Source organism: uncultured Imperialibacter sp., from assembly GCF_963974565.1.
Lineage (GTDB): Bacteria > Bacteroidota > Bacteroidia > Cytophagales > Cyclobacteriaceae > Imperialibacter > Imperialibacter roseus.
In genome coordinates this window covers 49,005-65,836 of the sequence record NZ_CAXBCJ010000029.1, presented here as the reverse complement: position 1 = coordinate 65,836, position 16,832 = coordinate 49,005, and the positions used below count along the sequence as shown (strand labels likewise).

12 protein-coding genes are annotated in these 16,832 nt (G+C 47.1%); 6 read left to right on the top strand and 6 right to left on the bottom strand.

All coding sequences use genetic code 11. The features are described from left to right. Window positions 1–824: 824 nt before the first annotated feature. Both AAC052_RS26250 and AAC052_RS26245 read right to left on the bottom strand, forming a co-directional pair. Complete coding sequence (locus tag AAC052_RS26250; protein WP_339816115.1) at window positions 825–1,532, bottom strand: response regulator transcription factor; 708 nt, start codon at window positions 1,530–1,532, stop codon at window positions 825–827. A 7-nt stretch (window positions 1,533–1,539) separates the two neighbouring features. After that, window positions 1,540–3,096 carry an ATP-binding protein gene (locus tag AAC052_RS26245; RefSeq protein WP_339816114.1) on the bottom strand — a complete coding sequence of 519 codons (1,557 nt, stop codon included), beginning with the start codon at window positions 3,094–3,096 and terminating at the stop codon, window positions 1,540–1,542. A gap of 237 nt (window positions 3,097–3,333) precedes the next feature. Between AAC052_RS26245 and AAC052_RS26240 the strand changes: the two genes are divergently transcribed. The 4 genes from AAC052_RS26240 to AAC052_RS26225 all read left to right on the top strand — a co-directional run bounded on the left by AAC052_RS26240 (window position 3,334) and on the right by AAC052_RS26225 (window position 9,845). Next, entirely contained in the window at window positions 3,334–4,428 is a 1,095-nt protein-coding gene (locus AAC052_RS26240; RefSeq protein ID WP_339816113.1) for an aromatic ring-hydroxylating dioxygenase subunit alpha, read from the top strand. A 351-nt stretch (window positions 4,429–4,779) separates the two neighbouring features. Next, on the top strand, window positions 4,780–6,576 hold the full coding sequence (locus tag AAC052_RS26235; protein ID WP_339816112.1) for a tetratricopeptide repeat protein: 1,797 nt from the start codon (window positions 4,780–4,782) through the stop codon (window positions 6,574–6,576). Further along, a complete protein-coding gene (locus AAC052_RS26230) occupies window positions 6,573–7,214 on the top strand; it encodes a response regulator transcription factor (RefSeq protein ID WP_317491292.1) in 642 nt (213 codons plus the stop codon). The genes AAC052_RS26235 and AAC052_RS26230 overlap by 4 nt, the downstream gene beginning before the upstream one ends. A gap of 675 nt (window positions 7,215–7,889) precedes the next feature. Next, complete coding sequence (locus AAC052_RS26225) at window positions 7,890–9,845, top strand: sensor histidine kinase (protein ID WP_339816111.1); 1,956 nt, start codon at window positions 7,890–7,892, stop codon at window positions 9,843–9,845. Window positions 9,846–10,411: 566 nt separating this feature from the next. On the opposite strand, the gene AAC052_RS26220 is transcribed toward AAC052_RS26225, so the two are convergent. Both AAC052_RS26220 and AAC052_RS26215 read right to left on the bottom strand, forming a co-directional pair. Further along, window positions 10,412–11,713, bottom strand: coding sequence for an alpha-hydroxy-acid oxidizing protein (locus AAC052_RS26220; RefSeq protein WP_339816110.1), 1,302 nt, complete (start codon window positions 11,711–11,713; stop codon window positions 10,412–10,414). Between the two features lie 94 nt (window positions 11,714–11,807). After that, window positions 11,808–12,674: a histidinol-phosphatase gene (locus AAC052_RS26215; RefSeq protein ID WP_339816109.1), complete on the bottom strand. Its 867-nt coding sequence runs from the start codon at window positions 12,672–12,674 to the stop codon at window positions 11,808–11,810. A gap of 330 nt (window positions 12,675–13,004) precedes the next feature. Between AAC052_RS26215 and AAC052_RS26210 the strand changes: the two genes are divergently transcribed. Continuing rightward, window positions 13,005–13,487 carry a DUF4920 domain-containing protein gene (locus AAC052_RS26210; protein ID WP_339816107.1) on the top strand — a complete coding sequence of 161 codons (483 nt, stop codon included), beginning with the start codon at window positions 13,005–13,007 and terminating at the stop codon, window positions 13,485–13,487. A 44-nt stretch (window positions 13,488–13,531) separates the two neighbouring features. Here AAC052_RS26210 and proC read toward each other — a convergent pair whose 3' ends face one another. Both proC and AAC052_RS26200 read right to left on the bottom strand, forming a co-directional pair. Further along, window positions 13,532–14,314: a pyrroline-5-carboxylate reductase gene (proC, locus tag AAC052_RS26205; RefSeq protein ID WP_339816106.1), complete on the bottom strand. Its 783-nt coding sequence runs from the start codon at window positions 14,312–14,314 to the stop codon at window positions 13,532–13,534. Window positions 14,315–14,575: 261 nt separating this feature from the next. Then, a complete protein-coding gene (locus tag AAC052_RS26200) occupies window positions 14,576–15,799 on the bottom strand; it encodes an acyl-CoA dehydrogenase family protein (protein ID WP_339816105.1) in 1,224 nt (407 codons plus the stop codon). Window positions 15,800–15,866: 67 nt separating this feature from the next. On the opposite strand from AAC052_RS26200, the gene AAC052_RS26195 reads away from it, so the two are divergent. Continuing rightward, window positions 15,867–16,829 carry a tryptophan 2,3-dioxygenase family protein gene (locus tag AAC052_RS26195; protein ID WP_339816104.1) on the top strand — a complete coding sequence of 321 codons (963 nt, stop codon included), beginning with the start codon at window positions 15,867–15,869 and terminating at the stop codon, window positions 16,827–16,829. Window positions 16,830–16,832: the final 3 nt, after the last annotated feature.

Genomic DNA, 16,832 nt, shown 5'->3' with positions numbered 1-16,832 from the left:
TTAAAATGATAGTTCTTTTCATGAGTTTCTGAATTTAATTGACTTGTTGTTGAATCAGTTATACATAAATACGGGCAACCCGGGCAGGGTTTGTCATAGCTCAGTCAAGGGCTGTCACGAAATGTCATAAAGTTGTTGAGAGATGTAAAAAAGGGGGCGGGAAGAGTTTGAAGACCGCAGTCGGGAGACCGGAGATTGCCGGGAGGCGTCGGTACGGCAAGTGGGCTTGCTGCGGTGGGGCCGTCAGCCGCCGGAAGAGAGGCGGAAGACAGAAGACCGGAGCTTTCTACGGTTAGTTGCAGTACCGACCCTATCGTAACCCCTTAGCCGGCAAGCCCTGAAAGGGCGTCATACCTTCAGGATGGCGGTGAAGCCCCATCCGATAAGAAGATTGGAAACCAGCAGCCAGGTACACCCCGGTGTCTGACGGCTCTTTCTCTGCGGTTAGTTGCCGTGCCGACATGCTCCTAAGCCCTAAGCCGGGCACCCCTAAGCCGGCAAGCCCTGAAAGGGCGTCATACCTTCAGGATGGCGGTGAAGCCCCATCCGATAAGAAGATTGGAAACCAGCAGCCAGGTAAATCCGGTGTCTGACGGCTCTTTTCTTGTGGCTAGTTGCCGTGCCGACACCTGCTCCTAAGCCCTGGAGCCGGGCTAGCCCTGAAGGGGCGTTATACCTTCAGGATGGAGGTGAAGCCCCATCCTGCTCCCTGGCGGACACCACAAAAAAAGCCTCACAGGCGGACGATTGCGATATGGGCGGAAGCCCCATCCTAATAGCCAGACGCCAATTGGCCAATTTCAAATCACCAACTCCTCAAATCCTCAATCAATAATCATCTTATACCCAATGCCATGCACCGTCAAGATAATCTTTGGCTCATTAGGGTTGTCTTCCACCTTCTGGCGGAGCTTCAGTATAAAATTGTCGACGGTCCGAGTCGTAGGCTGTGCCTCGTAACCCCACACGTCTTCCAAGAGCTTATAGCGACTCACAATGTCGTTCTTGTTGGCAAGGAGAAACTTTAGGATATCAAACTCCTTGTGCGATAGCTTTACCTGCTCGCTCCCCTCGTGGGCCAGGTAGTGCTTAAAGTCGACAGTTAGCCTGCCAATGGAGGCTTTCTCAATATTATCTGCGTTTCCTGCCGCCCCAGCTCCTGATTGCCCATCGGTTCTTCTAAGGATGGCCTTTATCCTGGCAATGAGCTCTCTCAGACTGAACGGCTTCGTCATATAATCGTCAGCGCCGATCTCAAGCCCTACCACTTTGTCGATTTCCTCTCCTTTGGCCGTCAGAAAGACGATAGGCGTTTTGATGCCGAGCTTGCGAGTCTGCCTGCACACATCAAACCCCGACATTTTGGGCATCATCGCATCGAGCACAATCAGGTCATACGAAGCCTGCTGAATCTTCTGCAAACCTTTTTCGCCGTCTTCTGCCAGCTCCACGGCATAGCCTTCAAACTCCAGGTTGTCTTTCAGTCCCATCCGCATGTGCAGCTCATCTTCAACTATCAATATCTTGGCCATGGTGTTGTTATTTCTTTACTAAAATAGGAAACATCAGTTTAAAGGTGCTGCCTTTTCCCGGCTCACTTTCTACGGTAATTTGCCCGCTATGCGCTTCCATGATGTGTTTCACTATCGACAGCCCGAGTCCCGCTCCCTGCGTGTTGTAGATGTCGCCCTGCGTCACCCGGTAAAATTTGTCGAAGATCTGTTTTAACTTTTTTTCCTCAATGCCTACACCCTGGTCTTTGACGGCCACCACGACCCATTGCTCCATCCGTTCTGTAGATATATCCAGGTGTTTGGTGTCGGGGCTGTATTTGATGGCATTGTCGAGCAGGTTGATAATGGCTTCCATCACCGACTCCGTGTCCGCCATCATGTTGGGTAAGTCATCCGTGAAGTGGACCTTGTAGGTAAATCCCTTGTTCTCCAAATGAAACGAATAGGTGTGCAGCACCTCTCTCACAATGTCGTTAAGCAAAACCGACTCCAGGTGATACGTCTTTTTATTGGCCTCTATCTGAGAGAAATTCAGGATCTTATTCACAATATTGGTCAGCCTGCCGGTTTCCTTTACAATGATCTCGTAGTACTCTTTCTTCCTTGTTTCCGTAGTTACCCGCCCCAGCAGCAGGGTTTCTGCGAACATGCTGATGAGCGACAGTGGTGTTCTGATCTCATGAGACACGTTGCTGACAAAGTCCGACTTGGTTTGTGCTAGCTGCATTTCTGCCCTAATGTTCCTGAAAACCATAGCAAAACCCAATAGCAGCACCAGCGACACCATGCCTATCATGATCATGTTGGTGTTGGATCGCTCCTGCATCACCATCTCAATGGAGTTGCCGGGAATGTAGATCTCCAGTTCGTACTCAGGCAGCAACCAGATGGTCTTTGAGCGTGCCTTGTTGTTCATCAGTGAGTCGGTGGTGTAAATAAGCTCGCCGGTCACCTTGTTGGATGCCGCCAGCACAAACTCCTCGCCTGCCACCTGTTCCATTTTAGGTGCAATCAGCTCTTCAATGAAGTCGGAAGGGCGAATGATCATTACGCAGAGCGAATAGGTGTCGGGATTTTCTCCAAGCACCATCAGCAGGGTGTTGAACCGCTCGCCATCTACAGCCAGCACCTTGTAGGGTTCAATTTTTCGAAAGCCAGCCGACCGATAGCCAGTCATTTTTTTAACCAGTGCTGAGTCTTCCCGGATATGGTTTTCAAGCAGAGTTATGAGTTGTTGTTGGGGGATTTCGTCTTTGGCGTAGAAGGCCAGCTTTTGTTTTTTTTCCAGCGGAAAGAAAAAGATAGCCGACACCCCCGGGTAACCTTCAAGAATCTCTTTTGGGAACTCGCCTGCTCCTTTTCTGCTCCAGGCATCATCAATGCGGGTGGTCATGCTGTTGACCACGTCGTCGGAATATTGATTGATGGAGAACAGGAAGGTGTCGATTTCCTTGTCGTAGATGGCCTGCATCATGGCCACGCTCTGATTGAGGCTGCGGACTTCGAATATCACCAGCACACTGATGGGCAGCACAATGACCAGCACCAGGATAAATGATATTTTAGCAAAAGATGTCCTCATAGAGCGATGTCAATTGGGAGATACGCAAGTTTCGAACTAAGGTAGCACAATGATGACATTTTTTTACGAATGAGCTGAGTAGGCATTGGCTTTCCATCGTCATAGCCCAGGGTTTAAACCCTGGGCTATGACGATGGAAAGCGAGTAGAGCGGCTGGCAGATGTCAGAATTTCCGTGCGTTACATGCATTCATTTGGGGTTATCCTTATCTTGGTCGTTTATCCATCGAAACCTATCATGAGCCCATTGAACATTGACCCAAATATTAAAAAAGCTACAACGCTTCCCGCTTCTTTTTACCGAGACAGCCATGTGTTCGAAAGCCTCAGGGAGAAAGTCTTCGCCCGGTCGTGGCAGTGGATAGGGCAGGAAAGTCAGGTAGGCCTTTCGGAGAGTGTCTATCCGCTCACTTTGCTGGAAGGATATTTGGACGAGCCTCTTTTGCTGACAAAGGACAGCGATGAGCAAGTACGCTGTCTGAGCAATGTGTGCACACACCGGGGAGCATTGCTTTGCATGAATCCTGGAAGGGCCAAAAAACTCGTTTGTCAGTACCACGGACGGCGGTTTGCGCTGGATGGCCAGTTTGAGCACATGCCGGAGTTTGGTGAAGCAGAAAACTTTCCCAGAGACTGCGACAACCTGCCCTCGCTCGAGTTGCGCACCTGGTTTGGCTTTCTTTTCACCTCGTTAGCACCGGCGTTCGATTTTCAGCAGGTAATTGACGTGATGCAGGAGCGGGTAGGTTTTCTTGACCACACGAAGTTCCGTTTTGCGCCGGAGTTCAGTAGAGACTACCTGGTCAACAGCCACTGGGCCCTGTATTGCGACAACTACCTCGAAGGGTTTCACATACCATTTGTGCACAAAGACCTCAACGCCGTGCTCGACTACGGCACTTACACAACGGTGACTTATGACCATTGCAACCTGCAGATAGGGTACGGCAAACCCGGCAGCGATTGCTTTGAGCTGCCCAATGGCCACCCCGACTCCGGGAAAGTGGTTTCAGCCTGGTACTATTGGGTTTTCCCCAATATGATGTTTAACTTTTATCCGTGGGGACTTTCAGTGAACATAGTGAAGCCTCTCTCCATTGGAAGAACCAAAGTGAGCTTCCTTACTTATATATTGGATGAGGAGCGCTACAAGCAAGGAGCGGATGTGATGACCGACAAGGTAGAACGGGAAGACGAGTTTGTGGTGGAGGCTGTGCAGAAGGGCATTCGATCCAGGTTTTATCCGGGAGGCCGGTTCTCACCAACACGAGAGAAAGGCGTGCATCATTTTCACACCTTGCTGGCGAAGTTTGTTAAAAATACCGAGAAATAGGTATGTAGCGATAATGGTAAACCGGTACCTTTCGAAGTAACTAATATTTCACTCTAACCCTTACTTATTATGAAAAAGCTGCCGATCAATGTGTCATTTGTTTACAATGCTGAATTCCGACAAGGAGATCCACCAAATGATCCACCACCACCACCACCGGAAGATCCCAAACCAGGCCAAGAAAAATAAAATTGAATGAATCCGAGATTATTATCTGTAAGTCTAATTTTCATTTGTCCAATTGTTTGCGGTCAGGATTTTAATAAAAAGGCTGAAATAGACAGCCTTTTTTCAATTATTGCTAAGCATAGAAGTCAGAAGCCAGATTCAGCCTTGGCTACTTCCTTTTATTTGGAATCCATACTTCAAAGCCAGGAAAACGATAGTCAACTAGCAGAACTCTACTGGAATATGTCAACTGCTTTTTTTTATAAAAGTGACTATCCCAACGTGATAGATTTCGCCAATAGATCAATTAGTATTTTCCGATCGCTAGGAGATTCACTTAGAGTAGCTGACAACTACACCACATTGGGGAGTGCACATAAGTATCTTGGGCATGTAAAACAGTCCCTTGAATATAGCCTTAGGTCTATCGAACTAATGAAAGAGTATGGAACTCGAGTTGACTATGCAACATCCCTGTATGCGTTAGGTAATTATTACATGGAAATAAAAGAATATGACACTTGCGAAAAATATTATCTAGAAGCTTTAGAAATTCTGGAAACGACGGATACTCCAGCTAAACTTGCAGATATGTACTATAATATGGGAATTCTCGCCTCTATAAATAAAGGGCTAGAAGAGTCCTCTGAATTTTATGAAAAGGCGCTGACTTTGTATCAGGAAGCCGGAGACGATGCAAGTTTTCCGAAAGTATGGACTGCTATTGGGTACAATTTCTTTAAGCAGGAAAAATTTGCCAAAGCGCGAACCTATTTTCTAAATGCAGACAAAGGCCTTTCCAAATCTAGTAGCACATACAAATATTGCTATAACCTCGCTTCTCTTTCCAGAACCGAATACCAACTTAAAAATTATGCAGCGGCATTGGACTATGCCAAGCGAGTCGATGAAACGGCCACTGAAATGGGTGTATTGAGGTTTAGCATTGATGCACAGGAGCTATTTAAGCAAATCTATAATGCGCAAGGTGAATACGAAAAGGCCTACGAAAGCTTAGGCCGTTATCATACACTGTCAGATTCTCTCTATAGTTTGGAAAAAGAAAAGACAATCAAAGAACTCACCATCAAATATGAATCCGAGCTAAAGGAGCAGGAGATTGAAAAGCTTTCGTCAGAAAAAGAACTTCAAGAAAAAGAAATTCTTCTCGCTACCACTGAGAAGAATGCCTACATGATCGCTGTTGTGTTTGCTATTGCGTTGGCGCTGGCCATTCTGGCCTTTTTCACTCAAAGACAAAAAGCCATGCAGTTGCGAAGCGAAAAGGCCCTGGCGGAGCGAAATACGCAGATCAATTCACTGCTCCAGGAACAAGAGGTCAACACACTAAACGCCTTACTTGAAGGGCAGGAGAAGGAACGCCTCCGCATTGCTGAAGAGCTGCACGACAGGCTGGGGAGCCTGCTTTCGGCCATTAAACTCAACTTTAACGGCTGGATAGGGAAGCGGGATCTGAGTCAGGACGAGGTGGAGGACTATTCTGCCAAAACCAGCGGTCTGCTCGATGAAGCCGTCACGGAGGTCAGGCGGGTGTCGCACAACCTCTCCACCGGGCAGGTGTCTCGTTACGGCCTGGTTGGGTCCATGGAAGACCTGGCAGCCACTGTCAATCGCTCGGATAGCATCAAAATGAAAGTGCTGCATTTCAACCTCGGCGAGCGCTTGCCCATTGAGCTGGAAACTGGCATTTACCGCATTGTTCAGGAAATGCTGGCTAACGTGCTAAAACATGCGCAGGCCAATGAGTTTACCGTTCAGCTAAGCAAGACGGACAATAGCGTTATCCTGACAGCTGAGGATGATGGCAAAGGATTTGACTACAAGGAAGCCAGAAAGCGGGGAGGCATCGGCCTCCATAATATTGACAATAGGGTAAAGAAATTCGGTGGACAGTTCAGCGTGGACTCTTCGCCGGGAAAAGGAACCATTTTTACATTTGAATTTCCATTAGAGGCATGAGTGATATTAAGGTGTTGATAGCAGATGACCATCATTTGATGGTGGACGGCATTAAGTCGTTGCTAGACGATGTAGAGGGGCTGGAGATTGTTGGCGTGGCCAACGATGGAGAGGAAACCATGGTGTTTGTTTCCAGAAGGCCCGTTGACGTTATTTTGCTCGATTTGCAAATGCCCAAGATGAACGGCTTTCAGGTAGCAGAGCAGATCAAAAAGAAGTACCCGAAAATCCGCATCCTCGTGCTGACTATGTACGACAAGCCTGGCTTTATCCGTGAGCTGCTGGAGTCGGGTGTGGATGGCTATGTGCTGAAAAACACCGGCAAAGAGGAGCTTGTGCAGGGAATTATGACCGTACACAAGGGTGAGAAATTCTTTAGTAAGGAGGTTTCCGGGATTTTCTATGACAGCTTCCGGAAAGAGAAGGATGAAAACACCTTTCTCACTAGCAGAGAGATTGAAATCATTAAACTGATAGCACAGGAGCTTACTTCTCAGGAAATTGCCGAAAAGCTATTCCTAAGCCACTTTACGGTAGACACCCACCGCCGTAATATCATCAACAAGCTGGGAGTGAAAAACACGGCAGGCCTTATCCGCTACGCCTATGAGAATGGGTATTTTGATTTGCAGAACTAGGGGTTAAAGCTCCAAATAGCAAAAAGCAAACGTCAAATAAGTTCCAGGGCACAAAATAGGAAATTTCAAAAAGGAGTTTTATCAAGGCTGCATCTAATCGTTGCCTGAGCGAAGCTATTTCGTAGTCCGCCAGCTAGCGGAGAGAAATTCGCTATTTCATTTTCCTGTTGCCAGCAGTTACTTTCTCGTGATGCCCGTGGTCTGTCCCCCGACAGACCTTGACTAAACTCCTTTGTGGTGCCGAAGGGCTGGCAGGGGACAGCCAGGGTGCGGGAGACAAATCTCGAATGTGCAAAATGAGAAACTTCAAGCAGCCGCTTTGTCAAGGCTAAATCTAATCGTTACATGAGCGAAGCTATTTCGTAGCGTAGCGAAGAAATCTTTTGCTTCATTTTCCTGTTTCTAGCTGTTGTTTTTTTGTGATCCCCGTGGTCTGTCCCCCGACAGACCTTGAATAAACTCCTTTGCGGCGCCTACGGGCTGTCAGGGGACAGCCCAAGGGACGGGAACTTCAGCTATTTGAATTTGTGATTTACTTGAGATTTGACGTTTGCGATTTGTCTTTCTCAGTTTCAACTACCACTATTTTTACTAGTTTTAGTTTTGCCAGTTATTTCTGTTAAAACGGAGTATATAAATGGTGCATATTCTCCAGCAAGAAACCCATTGATTTAAATGAAACTGAAGCATTTCGTTCTGATCGTTGTTATCGGATTTTCTTACCAAACTAATGGTCAGGTGCTTATAAAACAGGCTAAAATTGATAGTCTGTTTGCAATTGTGGACGGCTTGAGTACGACTTTTCCAGATTCCTGTTTGTCCGCTGCGATTCCTTTGGAACCGTTACTTATTGAGATGGGAGATAAGGCGAAACTCGGCTTGTTTTATCGAAACATGTCGTTGGCGCATTCGAAAAAAGCCGATTATCTAAATACAATCAAATTCGGTCAAAAGTCCATTGAATTGTACAGAGAACTTGGTGACTCTTTAAGAGTAGCCTATAACTACAACACATTGGCGAATACCAATAAATACTTGGGAAACAGAAGAAAGGCTCTTGAGCTTTTGTTTAGATCGCTGGAATTGAGAAAAGCGTTTGGCTCACCTGAGCAATACACAATCGGATTGCACTCTCTGGGTAATTATTTAATGGAAATAGGTGAGTACGAAAGAGCAGAATATTATTTTTTAGAAGCTAAAAAGCTATTGTTAGAGTTGAATGACATATCAAGGCTTTCGGATTTATATACAAGTCTTGGGGTCCTATACGGAGTTCGTAAAGATTATGATAGATCATCTGAATTTTATGAAGCCGCTCTCGAAATGTTCAGAGAACTAGGAGAGGCTGGAGAATTCCCAGTTGTTTGGTATTCCTTGGGCTATAATTTTTTTAAGCAAGGTGATTTTCAGAAGGCAAAAGCATACTTTCTTAGAGTACACAGGAGCGACTTGAGGGCCAGAGACAAGTATAAATATTGCTATAATTTACTTTTGCTAGCCAGGGTGGTAAACCAGCTAGGAGATCACCAAGGGGCGTTAAGCTATTTAAAAATGGGGGATGAGTTGGCCAACGAGATTGATGCACTTGCGTATCGTAAGGAAGCCCAAAACTTATATTCCATTATTTATTCGGAAACGGGAGAATTTGAAAAAGCTTACAATAGTTTGGAGTTGTATCATGATCTGTCAGATTCTCTATATGGCTTTGAGAAAGAAAATACCATCAAAGAACTCACCATCAAATACGAAACCGAGCTCAAGGAGAAAGAAATAGAGAAGCTCACCTCGGAAAAGAAGGCGCAGGAGCAGGAAGTGCTGCTGGCTACATCAGAAAAGAATGCCTACCGGGTGGGTATTGTGTTGGCAGTGGCGCTGGCCATTGCGGTCTCGGCCTTTTTTGCACAACGGCAAAAGGCTAGCCAGCTCAGAAGTATGCAGGCGCTAACGGAACGCAATGTTCGCATCGATGCGCTTTTGAAAGAGCAGGAGGTAAGCTCGCTCAATGCCCTGATAGAAGGGCAGGAAAAAGAACGCATGCGCATCGCTGAGGAGCTTCACGACAGGCTGGGCAGTATGTTGTCGGCGATTAAACTCAATTTCATTGGCAGCACTGTCAAAAAAGACGTAGAACAAAAAAGCCCCGAAAACGAGACAGTCAAAACCACCCAAATGCTGGATGAGGCGGTGACCGAAGTGAGGCGCATTTCTCATAACCTCTCTACCGGTCAGGTATCCCGGTATGGGCTGGTCAGCTCCATGGATGACCTGGCAGCGAGGATCAATCAGTCGGACAGCGTGGTCATGAAAGTGATGCACTTTAACCTGGAAGAACGGCTGCCGGTAGAAATGGAAACAGGCATCTACCGTATTACCCAGGAAATGCTTGCCAATGTGCTCAAACATGCGCATGCCAGCGAGTTCATCGTTCAGATGAATAAGACAGAGAATAGCGTGATACTGACTGCGGAAGACGACGGCATAGGCTTCGACTACAAAGAAGCCAGAAGAAGGGGTGGCATTGGCTTGCAGAATATTGAAAATCGTGTGAAGAAGTTCGGAGGGCAGTTCAGTGTTGACACCGCTCCGGGTAAAGGAGCCATTTTTACATTTGAGTTTCCACTGGAAGCCTGAAAGAGATAAGAGGTGTTGTCAGACATTTGTTGAAATGTCAAAAGTCAATCTCAAATAAGCTCCAAGGCACAAAATGGGAAACCTCAAAAACCAACCTCCAACTCCGTGGTCTGTCCCCCGACAGACCTTGACGAAAGCCTTTTGCGATGTGTTGGGGCTGTCAGGGGACAGCCCAAGGTCACAAGACGAGCCAAGGTGTGGAAGCCTGAAAGAGATGGTAGGGGTTGTCAGACATCTGTTGAAATGTCAAAAATCAACCTCAAATAAGCAGTTGAGCTGCTACAAGGAAACCCCAAATAACAAATGACAAATCTCAAATAAGCTCCAAGGCACAAAATGAGAAACCTCGAAAACAACCTCCAACTTCGTGGTCTGTCTCCCGACAGACCTTGACTAAACTCCTTTGCGATGCGTTTGGGCTGTCAGGGGACGACCCAAGGTCAGAGGACGGCCCAAGTGTCGGTGGATCTGATGGCGTAGCAAGTTTCGGATTTCGCTTATTCGAATTTGAGATTTACTTGCCTTTTTTTGCGCTTGTTATTTGGGTATTGTTCTTTAAAAAAGTGCTATTCTCTCAATTTCAGCGCTTTCACTTCCTCAATATTCTTGCAACCAGCCAAGCCCATGTTGAGCTCAAAATCGGCTGCCATGTTCCTGATGACATCGTATACCCCCTCTTCTCCGTCAATGGCCAACCCGAAAGCATAACTCCTTGCCATGCAAACGGCCGAAGCACCGAGTGCCACCGCTTTCATCATGTCCGCCCCGGAGCGTACGCCCGAATCGAGCAGGATGGGGAAGTCTTCACCAACGGCTTTTTTCACTTCTGGCAACATTTCAATGGTGCTCACAGCGCCATCTACCTGTCTGCCTCCGTGGTTAGAAAGTATAATGCCATCCATTTCATGTTCCATGGCCATTTTCGCATCTTCCGGGTGCAGAATGCCCTTCAGCAGAATGGGTAGCTTGGTTCTTTTTCTCAGAAATGCGAGATCTTGCCAGGTAAGGGAAGGCCGGGAGTAGATATTGATAAATTGTCGGACGGCAGCCAGTGGTTCGCCAGAAAAAGCGTTTTTAAAGAAGTTGCCTGGGTAGTTGTTTAATAATTGAATAAGGGACAGAAAGGTGGTTGGCCTGATTTTCCTTTCCACAGGCGTTTCCTCGCCGATGGCTTTCTCTCTCAGCAGGCGCATAAACACCGGATCGCTGGTGTATTGAGCAATGCCCTTGGCTTTCAGGAAGGGGAGGAAGGCCAGGTCGAGGTCCCTGGTTCTCCAGCCGAGCATGGAGGTGTCGAGCGTTACCACGATAGCCGAACAGCCACAATTCTCGGCCCTTTTCACCAGGCTTTCCACCAGCTCATTCGACTTGCTCCAGTAGAGCTGAAACCACCTTGGGCTATCGCCCATGGCCCTGGCAACCGTTTCCATTGGCACTGACGCCTGATTGGAAAAGATAAAGGGAATGCCAGCTTTTGCTGCAGCCTTCCCCACCGCCAGGTCGGCTTTTTTGTGCACCATTTCCAGCACGCCCACTGGAGAGAGCAGCAGTGGTAGGGGAAGCTTTTGACCAAAGAGGGTAGTAGAAGTGTCCCTTCTTGATACATCGTTGAGCATGCGGGGAACAATCTTCCATTTTTCGAAGCCTGAGAGGTTTTCAGCCATCGTAGTCTCCCGACCTGCGCCTCCGGCAATATAGGCCCAGGCCTCTTTGCTCATTTTCTTTTTGGCGGCTTTCTGAAGTTTGGCAAAGTCGACAGGCACCTTTGGCAAAATACCCGCCATGCCATCAAGGTAGATTTTCTTTTGCCAGCTGAGGGCATCCATGGATTCGCTCATGTGTGTGTTGTTGTTATGCAAAATGCCCATCAAACCATTTGCTTTTCGGGCGTTCAGCATAGCTATTAAAAAATCAAACTAGCGTCATATCAATCTAATGCAAAAGGCGCACATTCTCAACTGATCACACCTCAATCCCGTCCACGGTAAGGCGACCTTCCTGCCAGTCATTGTTGAGAAGTACCATCACTTGCGTGAGGCCGGCACTGATCAACCGCTCGGCTGTTTCGCTGAAAAACCCAGTCATTTCTTGTGTGTGATGGCTGTCGGAGTTCATCATGATGGGAATCGACATGTCCTTCAGGTAACGGAAGATCCACGGCGAGGGGTAGCTCGTGGTGGTTTTCTTTTTATATAAACCCCGGGTGTTAATTTCCAGCATCAGCCCTTTTTCCTTCACAGCCTCCAGCGTTTCTACGATCTCCTTCTGGTACCACCTGTCGTTTTCGCTGAAAAGCAGCCCGTTGTTATTCTGCATTTTGATTTTATCGAGGTGCCCCACGATGGTAGGAGGAGCCTCTTCAATCATTTGTCTGGTAAGGGCGAAGTATCTTTGAACAGCAGCTTTGGCATCACCACCAAAAATAGATTGCAATCCATCGTTGAAAACTTTCGATGCTCCGTCTATTTCCCAGGGCGTGCCATCGGCAAATGAGTCCACAAAATGCACCGAGCCTATGCTGTAGTCCAGGTCAGCGTCGACAATCCAATCGCTGTTGACCGAAACAACACCAGGTATAAAGTCAACCTCAAGGCTGCTGTACACATCAATAATCCCAAAGTACTTGGCCTTGCAGTCCTGAATCTCTGTGAAATAGTCGGACATGCTCTCCTTTTTCATTGTCCATGGCCATGGAAATGGCGTAGGGGCGTGCGATGAAATCCCATAGGAGATCATCCCAAGCTCAACAGCCCGGCTGATATATTCTTCTGCTGTGCCTTTACCGTCGCAGTAATGCGTATGGCTATGGTAGTTTGTCCAACCCTTCATTTATACAATTTGCAAAAAAGAAGCGGCGTTTTTAGAAAAATTGTGATGAATGAAATGTTATGTGTGCCTCAAAAAATAGACATGAAAAATTTATTGATGACGATAACCACCAGGAGGGAGAAAAACAATGTTACCTCAACGATTAAAAGGACTTTGCTCCAGGTCTTTCCAATTTTCATTGAACTTAGGGGAAGTAGGTTTCTATTTCAATATTAATAATTCTTCACCTTTCATAAACGGTTGTTAATCAGAAGTTTTCCACAATCCGATAAGAATTTTGTTGATAACCTAACCCCGTGTTTCGTATCTTCATGCGAAAAATAGACAATCATGCGTAAACTATTATACATAGGTATTTCAGCGTTGATGCTGACTGCTTGCCAGCAAAAGGAAGTGAAAAATGAGCAAGCCGCTGTTGCTGATGAGGCGGTTTACGAAAGCTTTGGTGCCGCTATAACCGACGATCAGGCATCACCAGTAGCCCAACTTACAGCCATGGCTGGTGATTCAATTTACACCAAGGTGAGGGGAACCATTGTTGATGTGTGCCAGGCTAAGGGTTGTTGGATGAAGCTCGATCTTGGCAACAACGAAACTATGAGGGTAACCTTTAAGGACTATGGATTTTTTGTGCCAAAAAATGCCAAAGGCAGGGAGGTAGTGATAGAGGGAGTGGCGCTGAAGTCGTTAACGCCTGTTGAAGAATTGCAGCACTATGCCAAAGATGCCGGAAAGACCGACGAAGAAATAGCCGCCATTACGGAGCCTGTTCAGGAATTGTCTTTCGAGGCAGTTGGGGTATTGATGAGATAGAGGGAGAATGGCCCACATCCGTTCGGCATGTGGGCATTCAAACCTTAAATTTTGTTGTACGACGTAATGATCCCTTTAATCAGTGCCGAGCTGAAGCCCTGATGCTCCATTTCATTCAAGCCGGCAATGGTGCACCCTTGTGGTGTGGTTACCTTATCAATCTCATATTCAGGGTGTCGCCCGCCTTCAAGCAATAAACTAGCTGCTCCTTTTACCGTTTGTGTGGCAATTAGCTGTGCCACCTTGGCACTAAAGCCAATTTCGATACCTCCTTGAGAAGCTGCTCTGATGAACCTGAGCGCATAGGCAATGCCGCAGGCACCAAGAATAGTAGATGCATTCATCAGCTCTTCCTGGATATAGATGGCAGCACCAAGCTGTGAAAAAAGTTGCAAGACAGCTTCTGAGGCCTCCTTGTTACTCTCATCTCCAGCCAGGCAGGTCATAGATTCGCAGATGGCAATGGCTGTGTTAGGCATGGCCCGGTAAACCAACGCCTGCGCTCCCAGTATGGCCTTCATGTCCTGAATGAGTACGCCGGTAACCACCGATACAACGATAGGCCCCTTCTTTTCTACTGCGAACTTGATTTGCTGCAGCACCTCTTTTGTTTGCTTGGGCTTGATGGCAAGAATCACCATGTCGGCCGACTCGGTGGCCTGCACATTGTCAGCACTGATGTTCACACCCTTCTCAGCCAGCTGATCCAGCAATTGGACGTTTCGTCGGGTAACAGTAATGTCTTCCGCTTTGGCGTAGTTTTTTTTAATTATCCCTTCGGCAATCGCCACCCCCAGGTTGCCACCACCTATTATCGAAATCTTCATAAAGCGTCTGTTAATTGAATGTTTATCTAAGCGAGCGCAAAGGTTAATGAAAATTTGATCAAGAAGGAAATACGCAGCTCATTTCTGCTAAAAATCCCCCCGTTCCAACTCGAAAGGGAGAAATTGGCTGGGTATTTACTTTGGTTTGTGCACAGCGGTTTGATGATGATTTCGACAGCATTGCAAGCGGTGCTCAGGAATAAAAAAAAGGAGGCTCCATGCTCAGGAACCTCCCTTTGTAAAGTCATTAAGGCCGCCTTTTTACTTGAAAGCAGGAATTCCCGTGATATGATTTCCCAAAATCAGCAGGTGGATGTCGTGTGTGCCTTCGTAGGTCAACACCGATTCCAGGTTCATCATGTGGCGCATCATAGGGTACTCTCCGGTGATGCCCATACCGCCATGTATTTGTCTGGCTTCTCTTGCTATGTCCAGCGCCGTTGCCACGCTGTTTCTCTTGGCCATCGAAATCTGTGGTGTGGTGGCCTTGCCTTCGTTCATCATTTTGCCGAGCTTCCAGTTAACCAGCTGTGCTTTCGTTATTTCCGTAAGCATTTCGGCCAGTTTTTTCTGAATCAGCTGGAAGCTTCCGATCGGCTTGTCGAACTGAATACGCTCCAGAGCGTACCTGCGGGCTGCATCGTAGCAGTCCATAGCCGCACCAATCGCTCCCCAGGCAATTCCGTAGCGGGCGCTGTCGAGGCACTTCATGGGTGCGCCCAGGCCGCTTTTGCCGGGCAGTAGGTTTTCCTTGGGCACTTTTACATTGTCAAACACCAGTTCGCCCGTGCAGCTGGCTCTCAGCGACCATTTGCCGTGAGTTTCCGGCGTGGAAAAGCCTTCCATGCCTCGCTCTACTACCAGGCCATGGATCCGGCCTTCTTCGTTTTTGGCCCACACCACAGCGATGTCTGCTTTAGGGGCATTCGAAATCCACATTTTGGCTCCGTTGAGGAGGTAGTGGTCGCCCATGTCTTTGAAGTTAGTTTTCATGCCCGACGGGTTCGATCCAAAATCAGGCTCTGTAAGACCGAAGCAACCGAGCATTTCGCCACTTGCCAGTTTGGGCAAGTACTTCATTTTTTGCTCCTCGTTGCCATAACTATAGATAGGATACATCACCAGGGAGCCTTGTACAGACGCTGTAGAGCGCATGCCCGAGTCACCTCTTTCTATTTCCTGCATAATCAGGCCATAAGAAATATAATCCAGCCCGCCTCCACCATACTCTGCAGGAATGGTGGGGCCAAAGGCGCCAACTTCTCCGAATTTCCGAACGATCTCATAGGGAAAATGGTTATTTTCGGCCCAGTGTTCGATATAGGGAGTGATTTCTTTCTTAACAAAATCCCTTACTGAACTCCTGATCAGTAGATGTTCCTCAGTTAGCAGGTCATCAATTTCATAAAAGTCGGGAGATTCGAATAGGTCTTGTTTTTGATTTTTAATGGCTTGGGTGCCTGGGGTTAATGTATTTACGGACATGCTATTTTTTGGTTAAATCCCTTTAAACGTTCAAATTTACAACTAAAACAATTAATTCCTTTGTTTGATGAGCAATTCGGAAAAAGATCAAAAGATCGTATCTCAGATCAGAAAATTGGAGGAGAAGTATGAGGCGATGGGGCAAGATTTGTCATCGTATCTCGACGGTCTTTTGCATGCTGATTACCTTACCTACTGGGACTATATTCACCTCGATACCCTGCTGAGTTTGCAGACACCGAGAACCCGTTTTCCTGATGAAAAGATATTCATTCTTTATCACCAAATCACGGAGCTCTATTTTCAGCTGATAAGAAACGAAATGACACAGCTGTCGTTCGACGACGCTGATGACATCGGCCTTTTTAAAGTAAGGATCAAAAGGATCCTTCGCTACTGGAAACACCTGGTGGATTCATTTGAGGTAATGATCGATGGCATGGAGCCTTCCCAGTTTCTGAAGTTCAGAATGGCGCTGTTGCCTGCAAGCGGGTTTCAGTCTGCCCAATACCGACTGATAGAAATCGGCTCGACATCATTGATCAACCTGACGGATAAGGCCTACCGGGAGAGTGTGCACGGCGAACCTTCGGTGGAGTTACTTATCGACAATCTGTACTGGAAAAGAGGTGCAACGGAGCTGGCTTCGTCAAAAAAGACACTGACACTTCGCCAGTTTGAGGATAAATACCACCGTGAGTTCATTCAATTTGGTGAAGAGATCAAACACCGAACGATTTGGGACGTTTATCAGCAGCAGTACGAAAAGCGTCAGGATGAAGAACTTATAGAATTAATGAGGACATTAGACCAGGAGGCGAACGTGAAGTGGCCGCTTTCTCACTTTAAGTCGGCCACCAGGTACCTGCAAAGAGAACCTGACGTAATTGCTGCTACAGGCGGCACCAACTGGCAAAAATACTTGCCACCACGCTTTCAAATGGTTACATTCTTCCCTGGTCTTTGGAGTGAAACCGAGTTGAACCGATGGGGAAAGTCAATCGATGTAGTTGCAGCGCCAAGTCAATAACTA